The sequence below is a fragment of the Butyricimonas paravirosa genome (assembly GCF_032878955.1).
In the GTDB taxonomy this organism is placed as follows: domain Bacteria; phylum Bacteroidota; class Bacteroidia; order Bacteroidales; family Marinifilaceae; genus Butyricimonas; species Butyricimonas paravirosa.
The window spans coordinates 853,903-870,404 of record NZ_CP043839.1 but is presented as its reverse complement, the minus strand read 5'-3'; the positions used below and the strand labels follow the sequence as shown (position 1 = coordinate 870,404).

The following is a 16,502-nucleotide window of genomic DNA, read 5'->3' as shown; positions in this document are numbered from 1 at the left end:
GCCATTTTAAATTTTAAATTTTAAATTTTAAATTCATGGTATGGATATTAAGAATATAAAGGCGGTGTATTTCGTGGGTATCGGGGGGATTGGAATGAGTGCGTTGGCTCGTTATTTTAAGGTGATGGGTTACGAGGTGGCAGGATATGACCGGACATCGTCACCGTTGACACGAAAAATGACGGACAAAGAAGGGTTTGAGATTACTTACGAGGATGACGAGAAGGGAGTTCGGGAGGTTTTCCGGGATAAGGAGCATACGTTGGTGGTATATACTCCGGCGGTACCGCAGGAAAATCGTATTCTTAGTTTTTTCCGGGATAACGGGTACGCTTTGCATAAACGGGCGGAGGTGCTGGGATTTTTGTCCCATAGTAAAAAAGCGCTTTGCATTGCCGGAACGCATGGAAAGACGACGACCACGACGATGCTGGCTTTTCTGTTGAATCGTTCGCACGTGGGATGTAGTGCTTTCCTAGGGGGAATTTCCTCTAATTTCGGCACGAATTTATTGATTGATAAGGATTCGGATTACGTGGTGATTGAGGCGGACGAGTATGATCGTTCATTTTTGCATTTACATCCGGAGATTGCGGTAATCACGGCTATGGATGCGGATCATCTGGATATATACGGGACGCACGAGCATTTGATCGAGGCTTTCGAGGAGTTTGCCTTGCAGACACGAGGTGAGTTGTTTTTACGTAAGGGGTTGGAATTGAAAAAAAGAACGATTACCGGGTATTATGCTGCCGGGGAGAAAGCGGATTATTATGCCGATCGGTTGCGGGTGGATAACGGGAGTTACTTGTTTGATTATATCGGGAAAGATGTGGAGATAAGGGATTTGAGAATATGTTTTCCGGGGCGGGTGAACGTGGAGAACGCGACGGCTGCAATCACGGTGGCTTTGTATGCAGGAGTGACACCGGAAGAGATTCGGGTGGCTTTGCCTTTGTTTAAAGGGGTTTCCCGTAGGTTTGACGTACACGCGAAGGGTGACCGATTGATTTATATTGACGATTACGCTCATCATCCGCGGGAGATTGAGGCGTCTCTTTCTTCTATTCGGGAGATGTGGCCGGATAAGAGGTTGACGGTAGCTTTTCAGCCTCATTTGTACTCACGGACAAATGATTTTTACCCGGAGTTCGCGAAGAGTTTGAATCTCGCGGATCAGGTGATCCTGCTGGATATTTACCCGGCACGGGAACAACCGATTCCGGGGGTGACGTCGGGGTTGATTGCCGATCGACTGACGGTGCCATTCGTGCGGGTGACGAAGGAAGAGTTTCCGGAGTATGTGAAGGAGAACGTGAAGGAGGGAGTTTTTATGACCGTGGGTGCCGGGGATATAGATCGTTTTATTCCGATTTTCACGGAGATGTTTGGAGGGACGGATTGTTGATCGGGGTTACAGGTTTGGATGTAATGGATAAGAGACGAGAATTTGAATTAGAAATTTTAAATTTGTAGGCAGGGAATAGAGATGAAACGCATTTTACCTTACATATTATCTTGCATTTTGCTTGTATACCTGATAATTGTGCTTACCTTTGTGGCGACAAAATCGGGGGAGGTAACATGTAGAGGGGTACGGGTGGCTGTCAAGAATACGGATGTTAACGTGTTTGTCGACGAGGAGGATGTTATGAAGGCGATAAAGAAGGGGTACGGAGACATTATGGACAAAAGTATATTGGCGGTGAATAAAGATAGTTTGGAAAGGGTGCTTGTCAAGAATCCGATGATTAAATCGGCTCAGGTTTACTACAGTTTAGACGGTTATATTCATGTAAATATCCAACAACGTGAACCTGTTTTGAGAGTACTAACGGGTGAAGGGTATTACGTGGATCGTGACGGGAGAGTGATGCCGTTGTCTTCTAAGTTTACTTCCAGGGTTGTTGTAGCAACCGGTGATATAAATAAGAAATTCGCTTGCGAGAAACTGGGTCCTTTTGCGATGAAATTGAAGAATGAACCATTTTGGGACGCGTATATCGAACAACTGGTTGTGAGGTCGAACGAGGATGTTGTGATGATTCCTAAAGTGGGGGATTTCCGGATCGTGTTGGGAAAGGTGGATGATTGCGAGGCGAGGTTGGAGAAGTTGATGTTGTTTCTGAAGGACGGTATCACGAAAAAAGGGTGGAATCGTTACAAGGAAATCAATTTGAAGTTTGACAACCAAGTTGTTTGTGTTAGAAAATAAAATATTAGATATTATGGGGTTTGTAGCTTCTTTGGATATGGGGTCTGGAAAAATGGTGATGGCTCTCGGAGAAAAGTCCGGGAGTGATTGTCGTTTGGTCGGTGTCATAAGTATTGCCTCACAAGGAGTTAAACGGGGCAAAATTGTTGATAAACTTCGGGCGAAAGCGTGTATCCAGCGTTTGTTGGATCGTTTTAAGAGCGAGTATGAGGTTCATATTGATGCTTTGAATGTCGCTTTGAGCGGGGCGTGGGTGAAACAGATTGAAGACCGGGAGAATATCAAGTTTTCCCGTCCGAAGAGTATAGACCAAGGGGATTTGCAGGAGATGGAGAAAAAGTGTCGGAGCGTGGTGGGGGCCGGTGATGAGGAAGTGGTGGATGTCGTTCCGTTCGCTTATTACGTGGATAAGGAGAGTGAGGTGAACCCGGTGGGAGTTACGGCGAAACGGTTGGATGTCCATTATCACGTCTATGTGGCAAGGAGTAGTGAGTTGAGGGATTTGAGGGATATGTTTGCCAATCTAGGGGTTGATAAGATAGATTTTTATTCGATGGCCGGGGCCGCGCAGAAGGCTTTGATCACGGCAGGATCGGATATGTTTAATTTCGCTTTGCTTGATTTGGGTGCGGATAGTATCAAAGTACAGGTTTTCCAAGACGGGCTTGTTTATTTTGACGAGGAGTTGCCATTGGGATGCAGCACGATTGACGGGGATATAAATACAGCATTTTCGATTAATGATATGGAGAAGGCACGCAAGCTGAAAGAAGAGTTCGGTATGGCGTTGCGGGCATCGTGCAAGAACCGGAAGATTATGATTCCCGATACGAAGTATTGTATTGATAGTCATGATTTGGTACACGTGGAGCAATCCCGTTTGGAGGAGTTGTTGGAGGGGGCTATTTTCCAAATGCAGGAAAGTGGTTGCTACGAAGATTTGGATGACGGAATTTTGTTGACTGGAGGCGGTTGTCAGGTGGCGGGGATCGAGGTGTTGTTGTCCAAGTTGTCGGGACATTCGGTCGGATTTGCAAAGGTGGCAAGTGTTAAAGCGGATCGGGAGGCTAGTTTGAAGTCCCCGGCGTATTTTACGGCTTTGGGACTGTTGCAATGTGAACGTCGGGAGGTGAGAAAGCCTAAATCCGGTGGATGGTTTAGTAATTTTTTTAAAGAATAAATGATATAAGACCTTTCAGCTATGCTTAATGAAGATGATTTATTGGTTGTGAATATTCCACCACAGGAAGAATCGATTATCAAGGTGATCGGAGTGGGTGGAGGCGGTAGTAATGCCGTGAACCATATGTGCCGTCAGGGTATTCGGGGCGTAGAGTTCGTGGTGTGTAACACGGATATACAGGCGTTGCGGATTAGTCCCGTGAAGAATCGTATTCAGATCGGTAAGGAGCTTACCGAGGGGCGTGGAGCGGGAAGTTTGCCGGAACGCGGTAAACAGTCGGCTATTGAAAGTCTGGATTATATCAAAACGATATTGGAGCGTAACACGAAAATGGTGTTTATCACGGCAGGTATGGGGGGTGGAACCGGAACGGGTGCCGCACCTATTATTGCTAAACAAGCTCGTGAGTTAGGTATTTTGACTATCGGAATCGTGACGATCCCTTTCAGTTTTGAGGGACGGAAACGGGTGGAGCAAGCTATGGAGGGTGTTGACGAGTTGTCGAATTACGTGGATGCCCTGTTGATTATATGTAACGAGAAGTTGCGGGATATGTACGGGGATTTGAAGTTGTCGAAAGCGTTCGAGATGGCGGATAACGTGTTGACGATTGCGGCTAAGAGTATAGCGGAGATCATCACGCTGAAGGGATTCGTGAACGTGGACTTTGCGGACGTGGAGGTGGTGATGCGGAATAGTGGGGTGGCGCTGATGGGTGCCGGAGAGTCGGTTGGTGAGAATCGTGCGCTGGAGGCTGCGAAGATGGCATTGGAATCGCCCTTGTTGAATAGTAATGATATTCGGGGGGCATCTAATATATTGTTGAATATGTTGTACGGTAGTAAGGAGATCACGATGGATGAGATTACCTTGATTACCGATTACGTGAAGGAGTTGGTCGGGAACGATGTGGACGTGATTTGGGGGGCTGGTAAGGATGATGCTCTAGGTGATGAGTTGCACGTGGCTGTGATTGCTACCGGGTTTAACGGTTCACCGATCGAGAGAAAGAAGACGAATATTTCTTTCAAGGTGGAGACCGTGGAAGATTTGGAGATGCAGACGGTGGATGCCCGGAAGTTGGAGGAAGAGGAGCGGATGCGCAAGCAAAAACTGGAGGAAAGTCGTCGATTACGTCAACAACGAGGAGAACAGCGGCGAGATGTCGGGAAACGTCAACGGGCTATCGTGTTTGACGACGATGATGACGATGAACCGGTTCGGGAAGAGGAGACTCATCGGAAACGGATCGAGGAGTACGACCGGGAATTTGAACTGGAGAACGGACGCAAACGGGGAAAGAATGAGGTGCCGGATGTAGATAGTTGGTTCAAGCGTAAGCTGGGGAATATGTTCAACGAGGATATGAATAGGGATTCACAAATGTAATAATGGACGATCATGGTAGATGGATTGATAAATTTTAACCAGTTTGAGATTACTACCCCGATTATTAAGGTGATCGGAGTCGGAGGTGGTGGCGGTAATGCTGTGGAATACATGTACAGGCAAGGGATCTGTGACGTGGATTTCGTGTTGTGTAATACCGATTCGCAAATATTGGAACATAGTCCTATTCCGACCATTATTCAATTGGGGAAGACCCTGACTGAAGGACGGGGAGCGGGGAACCGACCGGAAATCGGAGAGGCTGCCGCTAACGAGAGTATTGATGATATAAAAGCGTTGTTGAGTACCAATACGAAGATGGTGTTTATCACGGCAGCAATGGGGGGTGGTACCGGGACCGGTGCGGCACCCGTGATTGCCAAGGTTGCCAAGGATATGGGTATTCTGACGGTGGGTATTGTGACGATACCTTCCCGCTTCGAGGGGCCGAAACGTTTGGATCAGGCTCGTGAAGGGGTAAAAAGATTAAAAGAACACGTGGATTCTTTGATTATCATAGATAATGAGAAGATACAACGGATATTCGGATCGCAAACATTGTCGAGTGCATTTGCCAAGGCTAACGACGTGTTGAATATTGCTGCCAAGGGTATTGCGGAGATTATCACGTTACCGGGATATATAAACGTCGATTTTGCCGACGTGAGAACGGTGATGACGGATAGTGGAATTGCTATTATGGGTGCGGCGAAAGCCTCCGGTGAAGACCGGGCGAAGCGGGTGATTGCCGAGGCTTTGAATAGCCCTCTGCTGAATAAGAGCGATATACTGGGAGCTAGTGACATCTTGTTGAATATTACATCCGGGACGGATGAAATTACGATGGATGAGATGAGTGAAATCACGAATTACGTGATTAAGGAAGTAGGTGATAATGCAGCTATAATCTGGGGAGTGGGAACCGATGAGGCGCTGGAAGATGCAATTTCCGTGACGGTGATTGCTACCGGCTTTCCCATGGAGGACGTGGAAAACACGTTCACGAAACCCTTGAAGGGAGTTGCGTCCGTGAATGATGTTTCGGAAGAGGCGGTGGATGCCGCCCGTACGAAAAAAATCAAGGACGGGGTAAAGGATTACGTACAGGTCATTTTAAAGGAATCGGAGGTTGTGCTTCAACCGGATCTGTCACCCGAAAAAATAGAAGAATTGGCAACGACTCCGGCGTATACACGGAGACATTTAAAAATAGACAGACCCTAGCGATTTAGTGATTTAATGATTTAGCGATTACGTGATTTCTGGTTATAAGTAGAGGTGTTAGCCTCGTGGGGAGGAATCTAAAATCAAAAATCACTAAATCCGAAATTGTAAGGGGGTAATTTAAAACAGTTTAATGGAAAAATTTAGAGAATTAGGATTAGACGGGGACATTCTTAAAGGAGTCGCAGATTTAGGGTTTGAAACACCGAGTCCGGTACAAGAGAAGGCTATCCCTGTTATTTTGGGCGAAGAAAATGATTTGGTTGTGTTAGCCCAGACCGGGACGGGAAAAACAGCGGCTTTCGGATTGCCGTTATTACAGAAAATTAATCCGGAATGGAATAGTGTACAGATATTGGTTCTGAGTCCCACGCGAGAGTTGTGTATGCAGATCGGGAGTGATTTGAAGAACTATGCAAAGTATCTTCCGGATATTCGTGTGACCTGTGTATATGGGGGTACGGATATTAGGAGACAAATGAAAGAGTTGCAGAAGGGAGTACACGTGGTTGTGGCTACTCCGGGACGTTTGGTTGACTTGTTGAACCGGAAGGCATTGAATATCGAGACCGTGTTTGCTGTCGTGCTGGATGAGGCCGACGAGATGTTGAACATGGGATTCCAGGAAGATCTGGACTTTATCTTGAGTAACACGCCTAAGGATAAAAATACATATTTGTTTTCGGCGACAATGCCGAAAGAGGTAGAGCGGATTGCCCGGAATTATCTGGTGAACCAGAAGGAGATTTCCGTGGGTAAGAAGAATCAGGGTGCAGACACGGTGTCTCACCAATATTATATGGTTCGTGCGAAGGATTGTTACGAGACATTACGCCGAATCGTGGATTGCGCTCCCAGTATGTACGCTATTATTTTTACCCGCACGAAGAATGATGCGCAGGATATTGCGAAACATTTGCAGCGTGATGGGATTGATTGTGATGCATTACATGGGGATTTGAGTCAGGCACAGCGGGATAACGTGATGAACGCTTTCCGGGCGAAACGGCTGAAAGTGTTGGTGGCAACCGATGTGGCAGCTCGTGGGTTGGATGTGGATTGCCTGACACACGTGATCAATTATAATTTGCCGGAAGACGTGGAGAGTTACACGCATCGTAGCGGTAGAACGGGACGTGCCGGAAAGGAAGGAATCTCTATTGCGATTATTCACTCGAAAGAGAAAGGGAAATTGCGTCGGATTGAAGGTATCTTGAAAAAGAAGTTCGAGTACAAGCAAGTTCCGGTAGGGGAAGAGATTTGTCGGGCTCAGTTGGCATTCTATGCAGATAAGATTTTAGCATCGGAGGATCAAGAGGATATGGATCTGTATGCTCCGGATGTGTACGAAAAGTTCGCAGAGCTGACGAAAGAAGAGTTGATCCAACATTTGGTATCTTATGAGTTCGGTAAGTTACTGAAGAAGTATAAGAATACGGCTGATTTGAATATTAGCGAGGATGACCGTGGAGGTCGTTCAGAGCGAGGTGAACGTGGAGATCGGGGAGATAGACGTGACCGTCGGGGACGTGGAGAAGAGACTGTGTACAGCACGTTTATGCTGAATGTCGGTCGGGAAGACGGGCTGACACCTCGTGATTTGATGGGCTTGATTAATAAATATTCTCGTCGTCGGGGGATTGGTGTCGGAGGTATTCGTATTTTTGATACAGATACTAAATTCGAGATTGACGAGGAGAGTGCATCTGATTTCGCCGTAGATTTCAGCAAGGTTCTCTTTAATGGTATTCCATTGGAGATAAAGGCTATCCCGACTCGGGACAATGGACGTCGTCGGGATGACCGGAGTCGAGGCGAGTTTTCTGGAAGACGGGAACGTCGAGATCGGGACAAACGAGATAGCCGAGGTGGCGGACGTCGGGAAGAAAAGAGTGGTGGAAAGAGAAGAGGAAGACCGGGAAGTGATCCGAAAAAGCCGAGAAATTTCAATAGATCGTCTTCTCGCGGCTAGAAAATAATTTGTACATTTGAACATGGGAAATGTAAAGTTTACTTTACATTTTCACATGTTCAATGTTTATATATTCAAATTAAAAAATGATGGAAATTAAGAGTGCCAATTTTGTGATAAGTAACACGGATGTGAAGAAGTGTCCGGATCCGGATAGACACGAATATGCGTTTATCGGGAGATCGAACGTGGGGAAATCTTCGTTAATTAACATGTTGACGAACCACAGTAAACTGGCCAAGACATCCGGCAGTCCGGGAAAGACACAGTTAATCAATCATTTTTTGATTAATGATGAATGGTATCTGGTGGATTTGCCCGGATACGGCTATGCCAGAACATCTAAATCTCAGCGAGGACAATTCAGTTCCATGATAAAGAATTATATTTTAAAACGGGAGAATATGGTATGTCTTTTCGTGTTGATTGACAGCCGGCACGATCCGTTGAAGATTGACCTCGATTTCATGGAGTGGCTGGGAGAAAACGGGGTACCTTTTGTTATGGTCTTCACGAAGGCTGATAAGTTGACGACCACGGAACGAATGAATTGTATTGCCAAATATCAGGAAAAGATGAAAGATACATGGGAAAGTATGCCCATGGCGTTTATTACTTCTGCTGAAACAAAATTGGGACGGGTGGAGTTGTTGTCTTATATTTCTGAGTTGAATAGATTAGAACTAGAATAGTTTTAGATTGTAGATTCCAGTGCGCAAGGCTAACGTTAGGGAATCTTTTAATCTGAAATCATAAATTGTAAATCACAAATTACCATGGAGGCTATTGGATTATACCAATTGAATAGTTTGGTGAAACGGGAGTTAAAGAATCGTTTCCCGGATAGTTTTTTGGTTATAGCCGAGATTGCTGATGTGAAAGAAAATCGGTCTGGGCATTGTTATCTGGAGTTGGTGGAGAAGAGGGAGGAAGATGATGCGGTGATTGCCACGGCTCGGGCTACGATATGGGCGTTTACTTATCGGATGCTAAGACCTTATTTTGAAACAACCACGGGAAAATCTTTACAGAAAGGGATCAAGGTGCTGGTTCGTGCGGAGATCGTTTTTCATGAGTTGTACGGGTATTCTTTAAATATAAAAGATATTGATCCGACTTTCACGGTTGGAGATCTAGAGCGGAAACGTAAAGAGATTATTGATCGATTGACGCAAGAGGGGGTAATTGATATGAATCGGGAACTGGAATTTCCGATGTTGCCGAAGACTGTGGCTATTATATCTTCCCCCACGGCTGCCGGGTATGGTGATTTTGTGGATCAGTTACATCGTAATGTTTACGGGTATGCTTTTCATACCAAGTTGTTTCCTGCCGTTATGCAGGGGGAGAAAACAACAGAATCTATTATTGCTGCCTTGGAAAGAATTTACGAGTATGAATCACTTTTTGATGTGGTGGTGATTATTCGAGGGGGTGGTTCACAAACGGATTTGGGTAGTTTTGATTCCTACGAGCTGGCAGCTAACGTGGCGCAGTTTCCTATTCCTATTCTTGCTGGTATTGGACATGAACGGGATGAAACGATCGTGGACCGGGTGGCTTATCGAAGTGTGAAGACCCCCACGGCAGCGGCGGCTTTTCTGATTGAGTGCTTTAACGAGGTGGATAGTGTATTGGAGGACGCTAAGGAAACCTTGGTGAGAGAAACCAGAAGAATTTTGCAAGAAGAAAAAACTCGTCAGGTAGTACGAATTACGGAGTTCAAGCAATTTACCCGTCTTTTTTTAGAGGGGCAAGCAAATAATTTGACCTTGTCGTCCCGGAGAGTAGAACATGCCTCAAGGCTTTTTGTACAGGGTCGGATCAATGGATTGAATCAATTGAAGATGAAGGCAGAAGGGAAGGTCGGAGCCTTGTTTGAGCGTCAGAGGAATCGTTTGGACGATATGCAAAAGACAATGGTACGTAAAACAACAGAATTGTTTACGGCTAATCGTTATTTTCTGGAGTTGGCAGAAACGAAAATGAAGTATGTTGATCCGAAAAATATACTGGAAAAGGGATTTTCGATCACTCGTGTCAACGGAAAAGCGGTTCGGGAGACGGCTCGTGTGAAGAAAGGGGATGTACTTGAAACAGAGTTGTTCAAAGGAGTTATTCGAAGTGAAATTAAAGATATTGAGACAAACATCTAATATATAATCGGTTATGGAAGAAAAATTGACATATAAATCCGCTATGGAGGAGATAGAAAGTTTAGTGAAGTTGTTAGAAGAAAATAAGTTGGATGTGGATGAATTGAGCGAGAAAGTAAAACGGATGGCAGTACTTGTTGAGTTTTGTAAGGGCAAATTACACCGGACGGAAGAAGATGTAAATAATGTATTGAAATCAATTACCGAATGATGAAATCCGGTTGGCTGTTGTTTTTCATGCTGGTTTCAGTGGCTTCTGCGTTAGGGCAGACTCGAACAGCAGAACGAAATTTGTGGGGAAGGGATGAAGTGAAACATGCAGCGATAGGGGTTTGCGTGAAGAACGTGGAGACGGGACAGGTTGTGTACGAGCATAATCCGGGAATGGCATTGCGTCCGGCCTCCGTGGTTAAATTGCTTTCTTCTGCATTAGCATTAAAACGGGAAGGAGATTCTTTAACTTACACAACAAAGGTTTTTTACACCGGGGAGATTGATGAAGGGAGACTTTTGGGAAATATTGTTGTACAGGCAGGAGGTGATCCAACATTAGATTCAAAGTATTTTCCCAAAGCATGTTTTATGGATAGTCTTGTTTCTAAGGTTGTGAGCTTGGGAATCAAACAAATTCATGGAAATATTATTATAGAGACAGAGGGAGAACCAGTTCGTATTCCGGGGTCTTGGCCGTGGGAAGACGTGGCAAATTATTACGGGGCTCTTTATCATTCATTTAATTACCGGGATAATACGTACACGATAAACTTGAAATCCGGAAAACCGGGCACTCGAACCAAGATCGTGTCTGTTGAGCCTTCTGTTCCGGGAGTAAAATTGCGGAACGAAGTGATGGCTTCTGCCAAGAATGCGAATGATGCGTGGATATACGGGGGGCCAGAGACTGCGACGTTATTAATTCAGGGGACTATTCCAGCCAATCGTTCTTCTTTTGCGGTGAAGGGAGCTATGCATCATCCGGATGCTTGTTTTAGGGCTGAACTGGAAAAACGATTGAAGGAGAAAGGAGTTTTGTTGGATAAACAAAGGATAGAGGAGGGAGAACGTCATGCATTGCTGGCTATGGATTCTCCTTTTTTGAAGGATATTGTTTATTATACGAATAAGAATAGTGTTAATCTTTTCGCCGAGGCTTTGGGCGAATTGATCAGTCCGACAGATTACGCGAGAACGGTAAAGGTAGAATTAAGTCATATCGGGATAGATTCATGTGGAATTACGTTGAAAGATGCCAGTGGTTTATCGCCGGCAAATGCTGTTCCGGCGGAAGTGTTCACGGATTTATTAATTTGGGCAAAGGGGCATTTAAGTGATGCTTTTGTTGCCTCCTTACCACAAGGAAATGTGGATTGGGGATTACGAATTTATTCCGATCATCCGGTTTTAAGGGAGAATGTTATTGCCAAGACCGGCTCTATGTCAGGAGTCCGGGCTCTTGCCGGATACTTAAAAAATCAGAAGGGAGAAACGTTAGCTTTTACGATTCTTGTGAATAATTACGTGGGTGATCCCGTAAAGGTTCAGGAGACTATTAGGGATTTATTGAAAGATATAGCAGATAAATGAAAAAACCGGCACGTTGCCGGTTTTTATTCTAAAATATATAGAAAGAATTATTCATTCTTGAACTGATCATCTCCGAATGCTAACATCGGGAAAGTGATAAAGGGAAAGAAAATAGTTGCAATGGTAAATCCAATACCTTTTCCGAATTTCTCCAAGAATTCTTTTAAAGCGATGATAGAGAAGATGATGTTTGCAATCGGAACAAAAATCATGATCAAAAGCCACCACCACGGTCTGTTAATGATTTGGAGCATTACGTAAAGATTGTAAATAGGGATAATGCCTTCCCAACCTTGTCTTCCTGCTTTTTCGTACACTTTCCACATGGAAACAAGTAATAATACGACAATAAGCAAGTAAATGATAGATACTAACATAGTTCTGATTTTTTAGTTAAACATTTATAAGTAAACTCGTTTTTTCCTTTCGTATACACACAGCATTTTCGTTCGCAAATGTATAAAAATCTATACGATTGTCAAAGTTTTTTCTTTCTATTATCTGTGTTTTTACCGTTAAAACTTTTATTATCTGTTTTTTTAGACAATAGATTTCTTTTGTATTTGTTTTTTAATACATTTGTAATATCGAATGTATGCTATTTATGGGCGATTTGGAGAATGGTGTATTAGGAAAAGAAAATGTTGCGGGGGATAACGGAAATGAAAGTTCTAAAAACGAGATTGATGTTATTCGTTACGCACTGGATCACGTGGATCAGGAAATTTTTGTATTCCGTCCAGGTGGAGAACTCGTGTATACCAATCAACCGGGTAGAGACAGGTTCCATCTACCGGAAAATCTGACTGGAATTTACGCATGGACGTTAGATCCGACGTTAACATTAGAGTCTTGGAACAAGAGAACTCAGCCAGTTAGGGAGCGTGGGGAGAACTTCGAGAGTATGTTGTATTTAAACCGGCCCGGTGGGGGATGTGATGTCTTGAAAATGTTTGCTCACTCGACGATTCGTGTTTCCGGGGAAGAGTTAATCTGGGTCTTTGGACGAGATGTATCCCTGCATGTGAAAAATGAGAATAAAATTAAAGAGCTTAATTCCATTATGAACACCGTACTAGACAATATTCCCGTGTATTTGTTCGTGAAAGATGCCGGACCGGAATTTCGTTACGTGTATTGGAATAAAGCTTTTGAGACATATTCTCATATTTTACGGGAGAATGCTCTAGGTAAAACCGATTTTGAGGTTTTTCCCAATCCAAAAGATGCAGAACGTTTCAGACGAGATGATAAAGAATTACTTCATACGGGAAAAGATATTGAATTCTTGGAGACCTATGAGACGAAAAAAGGGGAGATAAGAACTGTGAAGACGTTGAAGACTTTGGTCCGGAATGACTCTGGTGATCCCTGTTTTCTAGTTGGTGTTTCGTGGGATATAACAGATTTAAAAAGTACGGAACAAGAGTTGGTTAAGGCTCGTTTGAAAGCGGAACAGTCGGACAAATTAAAGTCTGCTTTTCTGGCGAACATGAGCCATGAAATTCGTACGCCTTTGAATGCTATTATCGGTTTCACTCGTTTGGTGGCAGAAACGGAGGATGCGGGAGAGAAAGATTATTATCTGAATATCGTAGAGAACAATTCGGAGTTGCTGACACAATTAATAAATGATATACTTGATTTATCAAGGATTGAAGCCGGGAGCTTGGAGTTCGTCTATAAACCGGTTAGTATCCGGGAGTTGTGCTTGAAAATTCAAGAGGTACATCGGGTACGCATGAAAGAGGATGTACAGTTGGAGTTTGAGGATGGTGGTTTAAATACCCACGTGTTAACAGATGGAAACCGACTATTTCAAGTTATATCTAATTTGATCACGAATGCCTCAAAGTTTACAGCGAAGGGATTTATACGTTTCGGTTATCAACAAGTAGATGATTTTATCGAATTTTACGTGGAGGATTCCGGGTGTGGAATTCCCAAAGATAAAGTACCTACAATCTTTGATCGTTTCACAAAATTGAATACCTTTGTGCAAGGCTCTGGCTTAGGATTGGCGATATGTAAAATGCTTGTAGAGAAAATGGGAGGGAACATATTTGTTCAATCTGAGGAGGGACATGGTTCTATATTTAAATTTACAATTCCTTATCAAAGAATTACTATCGAAACAGACATAAACGATATGGAAAATAACGAGATTAAAGAAAATGTAAGCATGGGAAGAACGATTTTAGTGGCGGAGGATGTGGAGAGTAATTTTCTTCTATTGAAAGCAATTATCGGGAAGACTTATACATTGCTCCATGCTTGGAATGGAAAGGAAGCTGTTGAGATATATGAACAATCCCAACCTGATCTTATTCTTATGGATATTAAAATGCCGGAAATGGACGGGTTAGAGGCAACTCGAATCATTCGTAAAGTTTCTCAAGAAATTCCGATTATAGCTTTAACAGCATTTGCTTTTGACGATGATCGGGTAAAAGCGTTAGAGGCTGGTTGTAATGATTATTTGACCAAGCCGTTGTCTGCTCCTTTATTAAAGGAAACGATTGCCAAATATCTGGTTTGATTGATATTATTAAAATTATTATATTTCTAATTTACGTGCATGGAAGTTCGTCATGAATTTCCATGTCGTGTATAAAGAAGGATGTCATTGGAGTATGAAAAAAGCTGTAAACGATAAGTTTACAGCTTTTTTATGTAGATGTTAGAATTTTATTTCACCTCCTCGAAGTCAACGTCAGTTACTTCTTGGTCTTTACCACCATTGTTCGCTTGTTGTTGTTGATCAGCGTGAGGGGCTCCTTGTTGTGCTCCTTGTTGTTGTTGGGCGTTGTACATTTCTTGAGATGCAGCCTGGAACACGTTGTTCAGTTCATCAATAGCCGAGTTGATAGCGGTAACGTCCTGAGCCTTGTGAGCGTCTTTCAGTTTTTGCAAAGCAGCCTCGATCGGTTGTTTCTTGTCGGCAGGTAATTTGTCTCCAAACTCTTTCAATTGTTTTTCTGTTTGGAAGATCATACTGTCGGCTTTATTGATCGTGTCGATTCGTTCTTTTTCCTTCTTGTCAGCCTCTGCATTAGCGGCAGCCTCGTCCTTCATTCTCTTGATATCGGTATCGGAGAGTCCGGATGAAGCCTCGATACGGATAGATTGTTCTTTTCCGGTAGCTTTATCTTTTGCAGATACTTTTAGAATACCGTTAGCATCGATGTCGAAACTAACCTCGATCTGTGGAACACCACGTGGGGCTGGTGGTAGTCCGTCCAAGTGGAAACGTCCGATCGTCTTGTTGTCTTTTGCCAAAGGACGTTCTCCTTGTAATACGTGAATTTCAACAGACGGTTGGTTGTCGGCAGCCGTGGAGAATACTTCCGATTTCTTGGTCGGGATCGTGGTGTTGGATTCAATCAATTTAGTCATCACTCCACCTAAAGTTTCAATACCTAAAGAAAGCGGGGTTACGTCAAGTAACAACACGTCTTTTACTTCTCCGGTTAATACACCACCTTGGATAGCGGCACCAACGGCAACAACTTCGTCCGGGTTAACTCCCTTGGAAGGAGCTTTGCCAAAGAACTCTTCAACTTTCTTCTGTACAGCCGGGATACGGGTAGAACCACCTACCAGAATTACCTCGCTGATGTCTGATGCACTCACGTTTGCATTCTTCAATGCACGACGGCAAGGCTCGATGGTTGCTTGTACCAGATGGTCTGTCAATTGCTCGAATTGTGATCGGGTTAAGGTTCTTACCAAGTGTTTTGGAATTCCATCAACCGGGAATATGTACGGCAAATTGATTTCCGTGGAGGTTGAGCTGGAAAGTTCGATTTTAGCTTTTTCAGCAGCTTCTTTCAGACGTTGGTGAGCCATCGGGTCTTTCCGGATGTCCACGTTCTCGTCTTTCTTGAACTCGTCAGCCAACCAGTTGATAATCACGTCGTCGAAGTCATCTCCTCCTAGGTGGGTATCACCATCAGTTGATTTTACCTCGAACACTCCGTCACCTAATTCCAAGATAGAAATATCGAAGGTACCACCTCCCAAGTCGAAGACGGCGATCTTCATATCTTGATCTTGTTTATCCAATCCGTAAGCCAATGCAGCAGCAGTCGGCTCGTTGATAATACGTTTCACGGTCAACCCGGCAATTTCTCCGGCCTCTTTCGTCGCTTGACGTTGAGCGTCGTTAAAATATGCAGGAACGGTGATTACCGCCTCTGATACCTCTTGTCCCAAGTAATCTTCGGCTGTCTTCTTCATTTTTTGAAGAATCATGGCAGAGATTTCCTGCGGGGAATATTTACGATCACCAATTTCAACACGCGGGGTGTTGTTTTCTCCTCTTACCACCTTGTAAGGTACACGATTGATTTCTTTATCTACCTGATCATAGGTTTCACCCATGAAACGTTTGATAGAATATATTGTTCTCGTCGGGTTCGTGATAGCCTGACGTTTTGCAGGGTCACCTACTTTTCTTTCGCCATTGTCAACAAAAGCAACAATAGATGGTGTTGTTCTCCTACCTTCACTGTTCGGGATCACCACCGGCTCGTTACCTTCCATTACGGCAACGCAAGAGTTTGTGGTTCCCAAGTCTATACCAATAATCTTTCCCATATTGTTTAATATTTATAATGTTATTATTTTCTATTTACTTTTTCGTTCTTTGTCCCTGAATAGTTTCAAGAACATTTATCTTTTATCAAACGGTGTGCCAGTTCCCAAATAAGACTTATTTTCATAAAAATCTCTTACAGGCACGTGGTTGGTGTCATATTTACTGACAGAACGTCATAA

General features: G+C 43.8%; 13 protein-coding genes. 11 read left to right on the top strand and 2 right to left on the bottom strand.

All coding sequences use genetic code 11. The features are described 5' to 3' along the window. Positions 1-40: 40 nt before the first annotated feature. From murC to dacB, 10 genes are all read left to right on the top strand, one after another. Complete coding sequence (murC, locus tag F1644_RS03850) at positions 41-1,408, top strand: UDP-N-acetylmuramate--L-alanine ligase (RefSeq protein WP_118302058.1); 1,368 nt, start codon at positions 41-43, stop codon at positions 1,406-1,408. Positions 1,409-1,558: 150 nt separating this feature from the next. Further along, entirely contained in the window at positions 1,559-2,215 is a 657-nt protein-coding gene (locus tag F1644_RS03845; protein ID WP_229782483.1) for a cell division protein FtsQ/DivIB, read from the top strand. Between the two features lie 13 nt (positions 2,216-2,228). Continuing rightward, on the top strand, positions 2,229-3,395 hold the full coding sequence (locus F1644_RS03840) for a cell division FtsA domain-containing protein (RefSeq protein WP_118302059.1): 1,167 nt from the start codon (positions 2,229-2,231) through the stop codon (positions 3,393-3,395). 21 nt (positions 3,396-3,416) lie between these two features. Further along, positions 3,417-4,787: a cell division protein FtsZ gene (gene ftsZ / locus F1644_RS03835; RefSeq protein WP_087420582.1), complete on the top strand. Its 1,371-nt coding sequence runs from the start codon at positions 3,417-3,419 to the stop codon at positions 4,785-4,787. Positions 4,788-4,799: 12 nt separating this feature from the next. After that, entirely contained in the window at positions 4,800-6,011 is a 1,212-nt protein-coding gene (gene ftsZ / locus F1644_RS03830) for a cell division protein FtsZ (protein ID WP_087420581.1), read from the top strand. A 133-nt stretch (positions 6,012-6,144) separates the two neighbouring features. After that, complete coding sequence (locus F1644_RS03825) at positions 6,145-7,983, top strand: DEAD/DEAH box helicase (protein ID WP_118302060.1); 1,839 nt, start codon at positions 6,145-6,147, stop codon at positions 7,981-7,983. A gap of 89 nt (positions 7,984-8,072) precedes the next feature. Then, entirely contained in the window at positions 8,073-8,675 is a 603-nt protein-coding gene (gene yihA, locus F1644_RS03820; protein WP_118302812.1) for a ribosome biogenesis GTP-binding protein YihA/YsxC, read from the top strand. An 84-nt stretch (positions 8,676-8,759) separates the two neighbouring features. Then, positions 8,760-10,139, top strand: coding sequence for an exodeoxyribonuclease VII large subunit (gene xseA / locus F1644_RS03815; RefSeq protein ID WP_118302061.1), 1,380 nt, complete (start codon positions 8,760-8,762; stop codon positions 10,137-10,139). 13 nt (positions 10,140-10,152) lie between these two features. Then, entirely contained in the window at positions 10,153-10,350 is a 198-nt protein-coding gene (gene xseB / locus F1644_RS03810) for an exodeoxyribonuclease VII small subunit (protein ID WP_034502262.1), read from the top strand. Next, entirely contained in the window at positions 10,347-11,723 is a 1,377-nt protein-coding gene (gene dacB, locus F1644_RS03805) for a D-alanyl-D-alanine carboxypeptidase/D-alanyl-D-alanine endopeptidase (RefSeq protein WP_118302062.1), read from the top strand. The genes xseB and dacB overlap by 4 nt, the downstream gene beginning before the upstream one ends. A gap of 47 nt (positions 11,724-11,770) precedes the next feature. Here the strand turns inward: dacB and F1644_RS03800 are convergent, their stop codons facing one another. Continuing rightward, positions 11,771-12,100: a DUF5684 domain-containing protein gene (locus F1644_RS03800; RefSeq protein WP_027201036.1), complete on the bottom strand. Its 330-nt coding sequence runs from the start codon at positions 12,098-12,100 to the stop codon at positions 11,771-11,773. Between the two features lie 218 nt (positions 12,101-12,318). On the opposite strand from F1644_RS03800, the gene F1644_RS03795 reads away from it, so the two are divergent. Next, positions 12,319-14,262 carry a response regulator gene (locus F1644_RS03795; protein ID WP_118302063.1) on the top strand — a complete coding sequence of 648 codons (1,944 nt, stop codon included), beginning with the start codon at positions 12,319-12,321 and terminating at the stop codon, positions 14,260-14,262. A gap of 149 nt (positions 14,263-14,411) precedes the next feature. Here F1644_RS03795 and dnaK read toward each other — a convergent pair whose 3' ends face one another. Continuing rightward, positions 14,412-16,322, bottom strand: coding sequence for a molecular chaperone DnaK (dnaK, locus tag F1644_RS03790; RefSeq protein ID WP_087420576.1), 1,911 nt, complete (start codon positions 16,320-16,322; stop codon positions 14,412-14,414). Positions 16,323-16,502 lie beyond the last annotated feature (180 nt).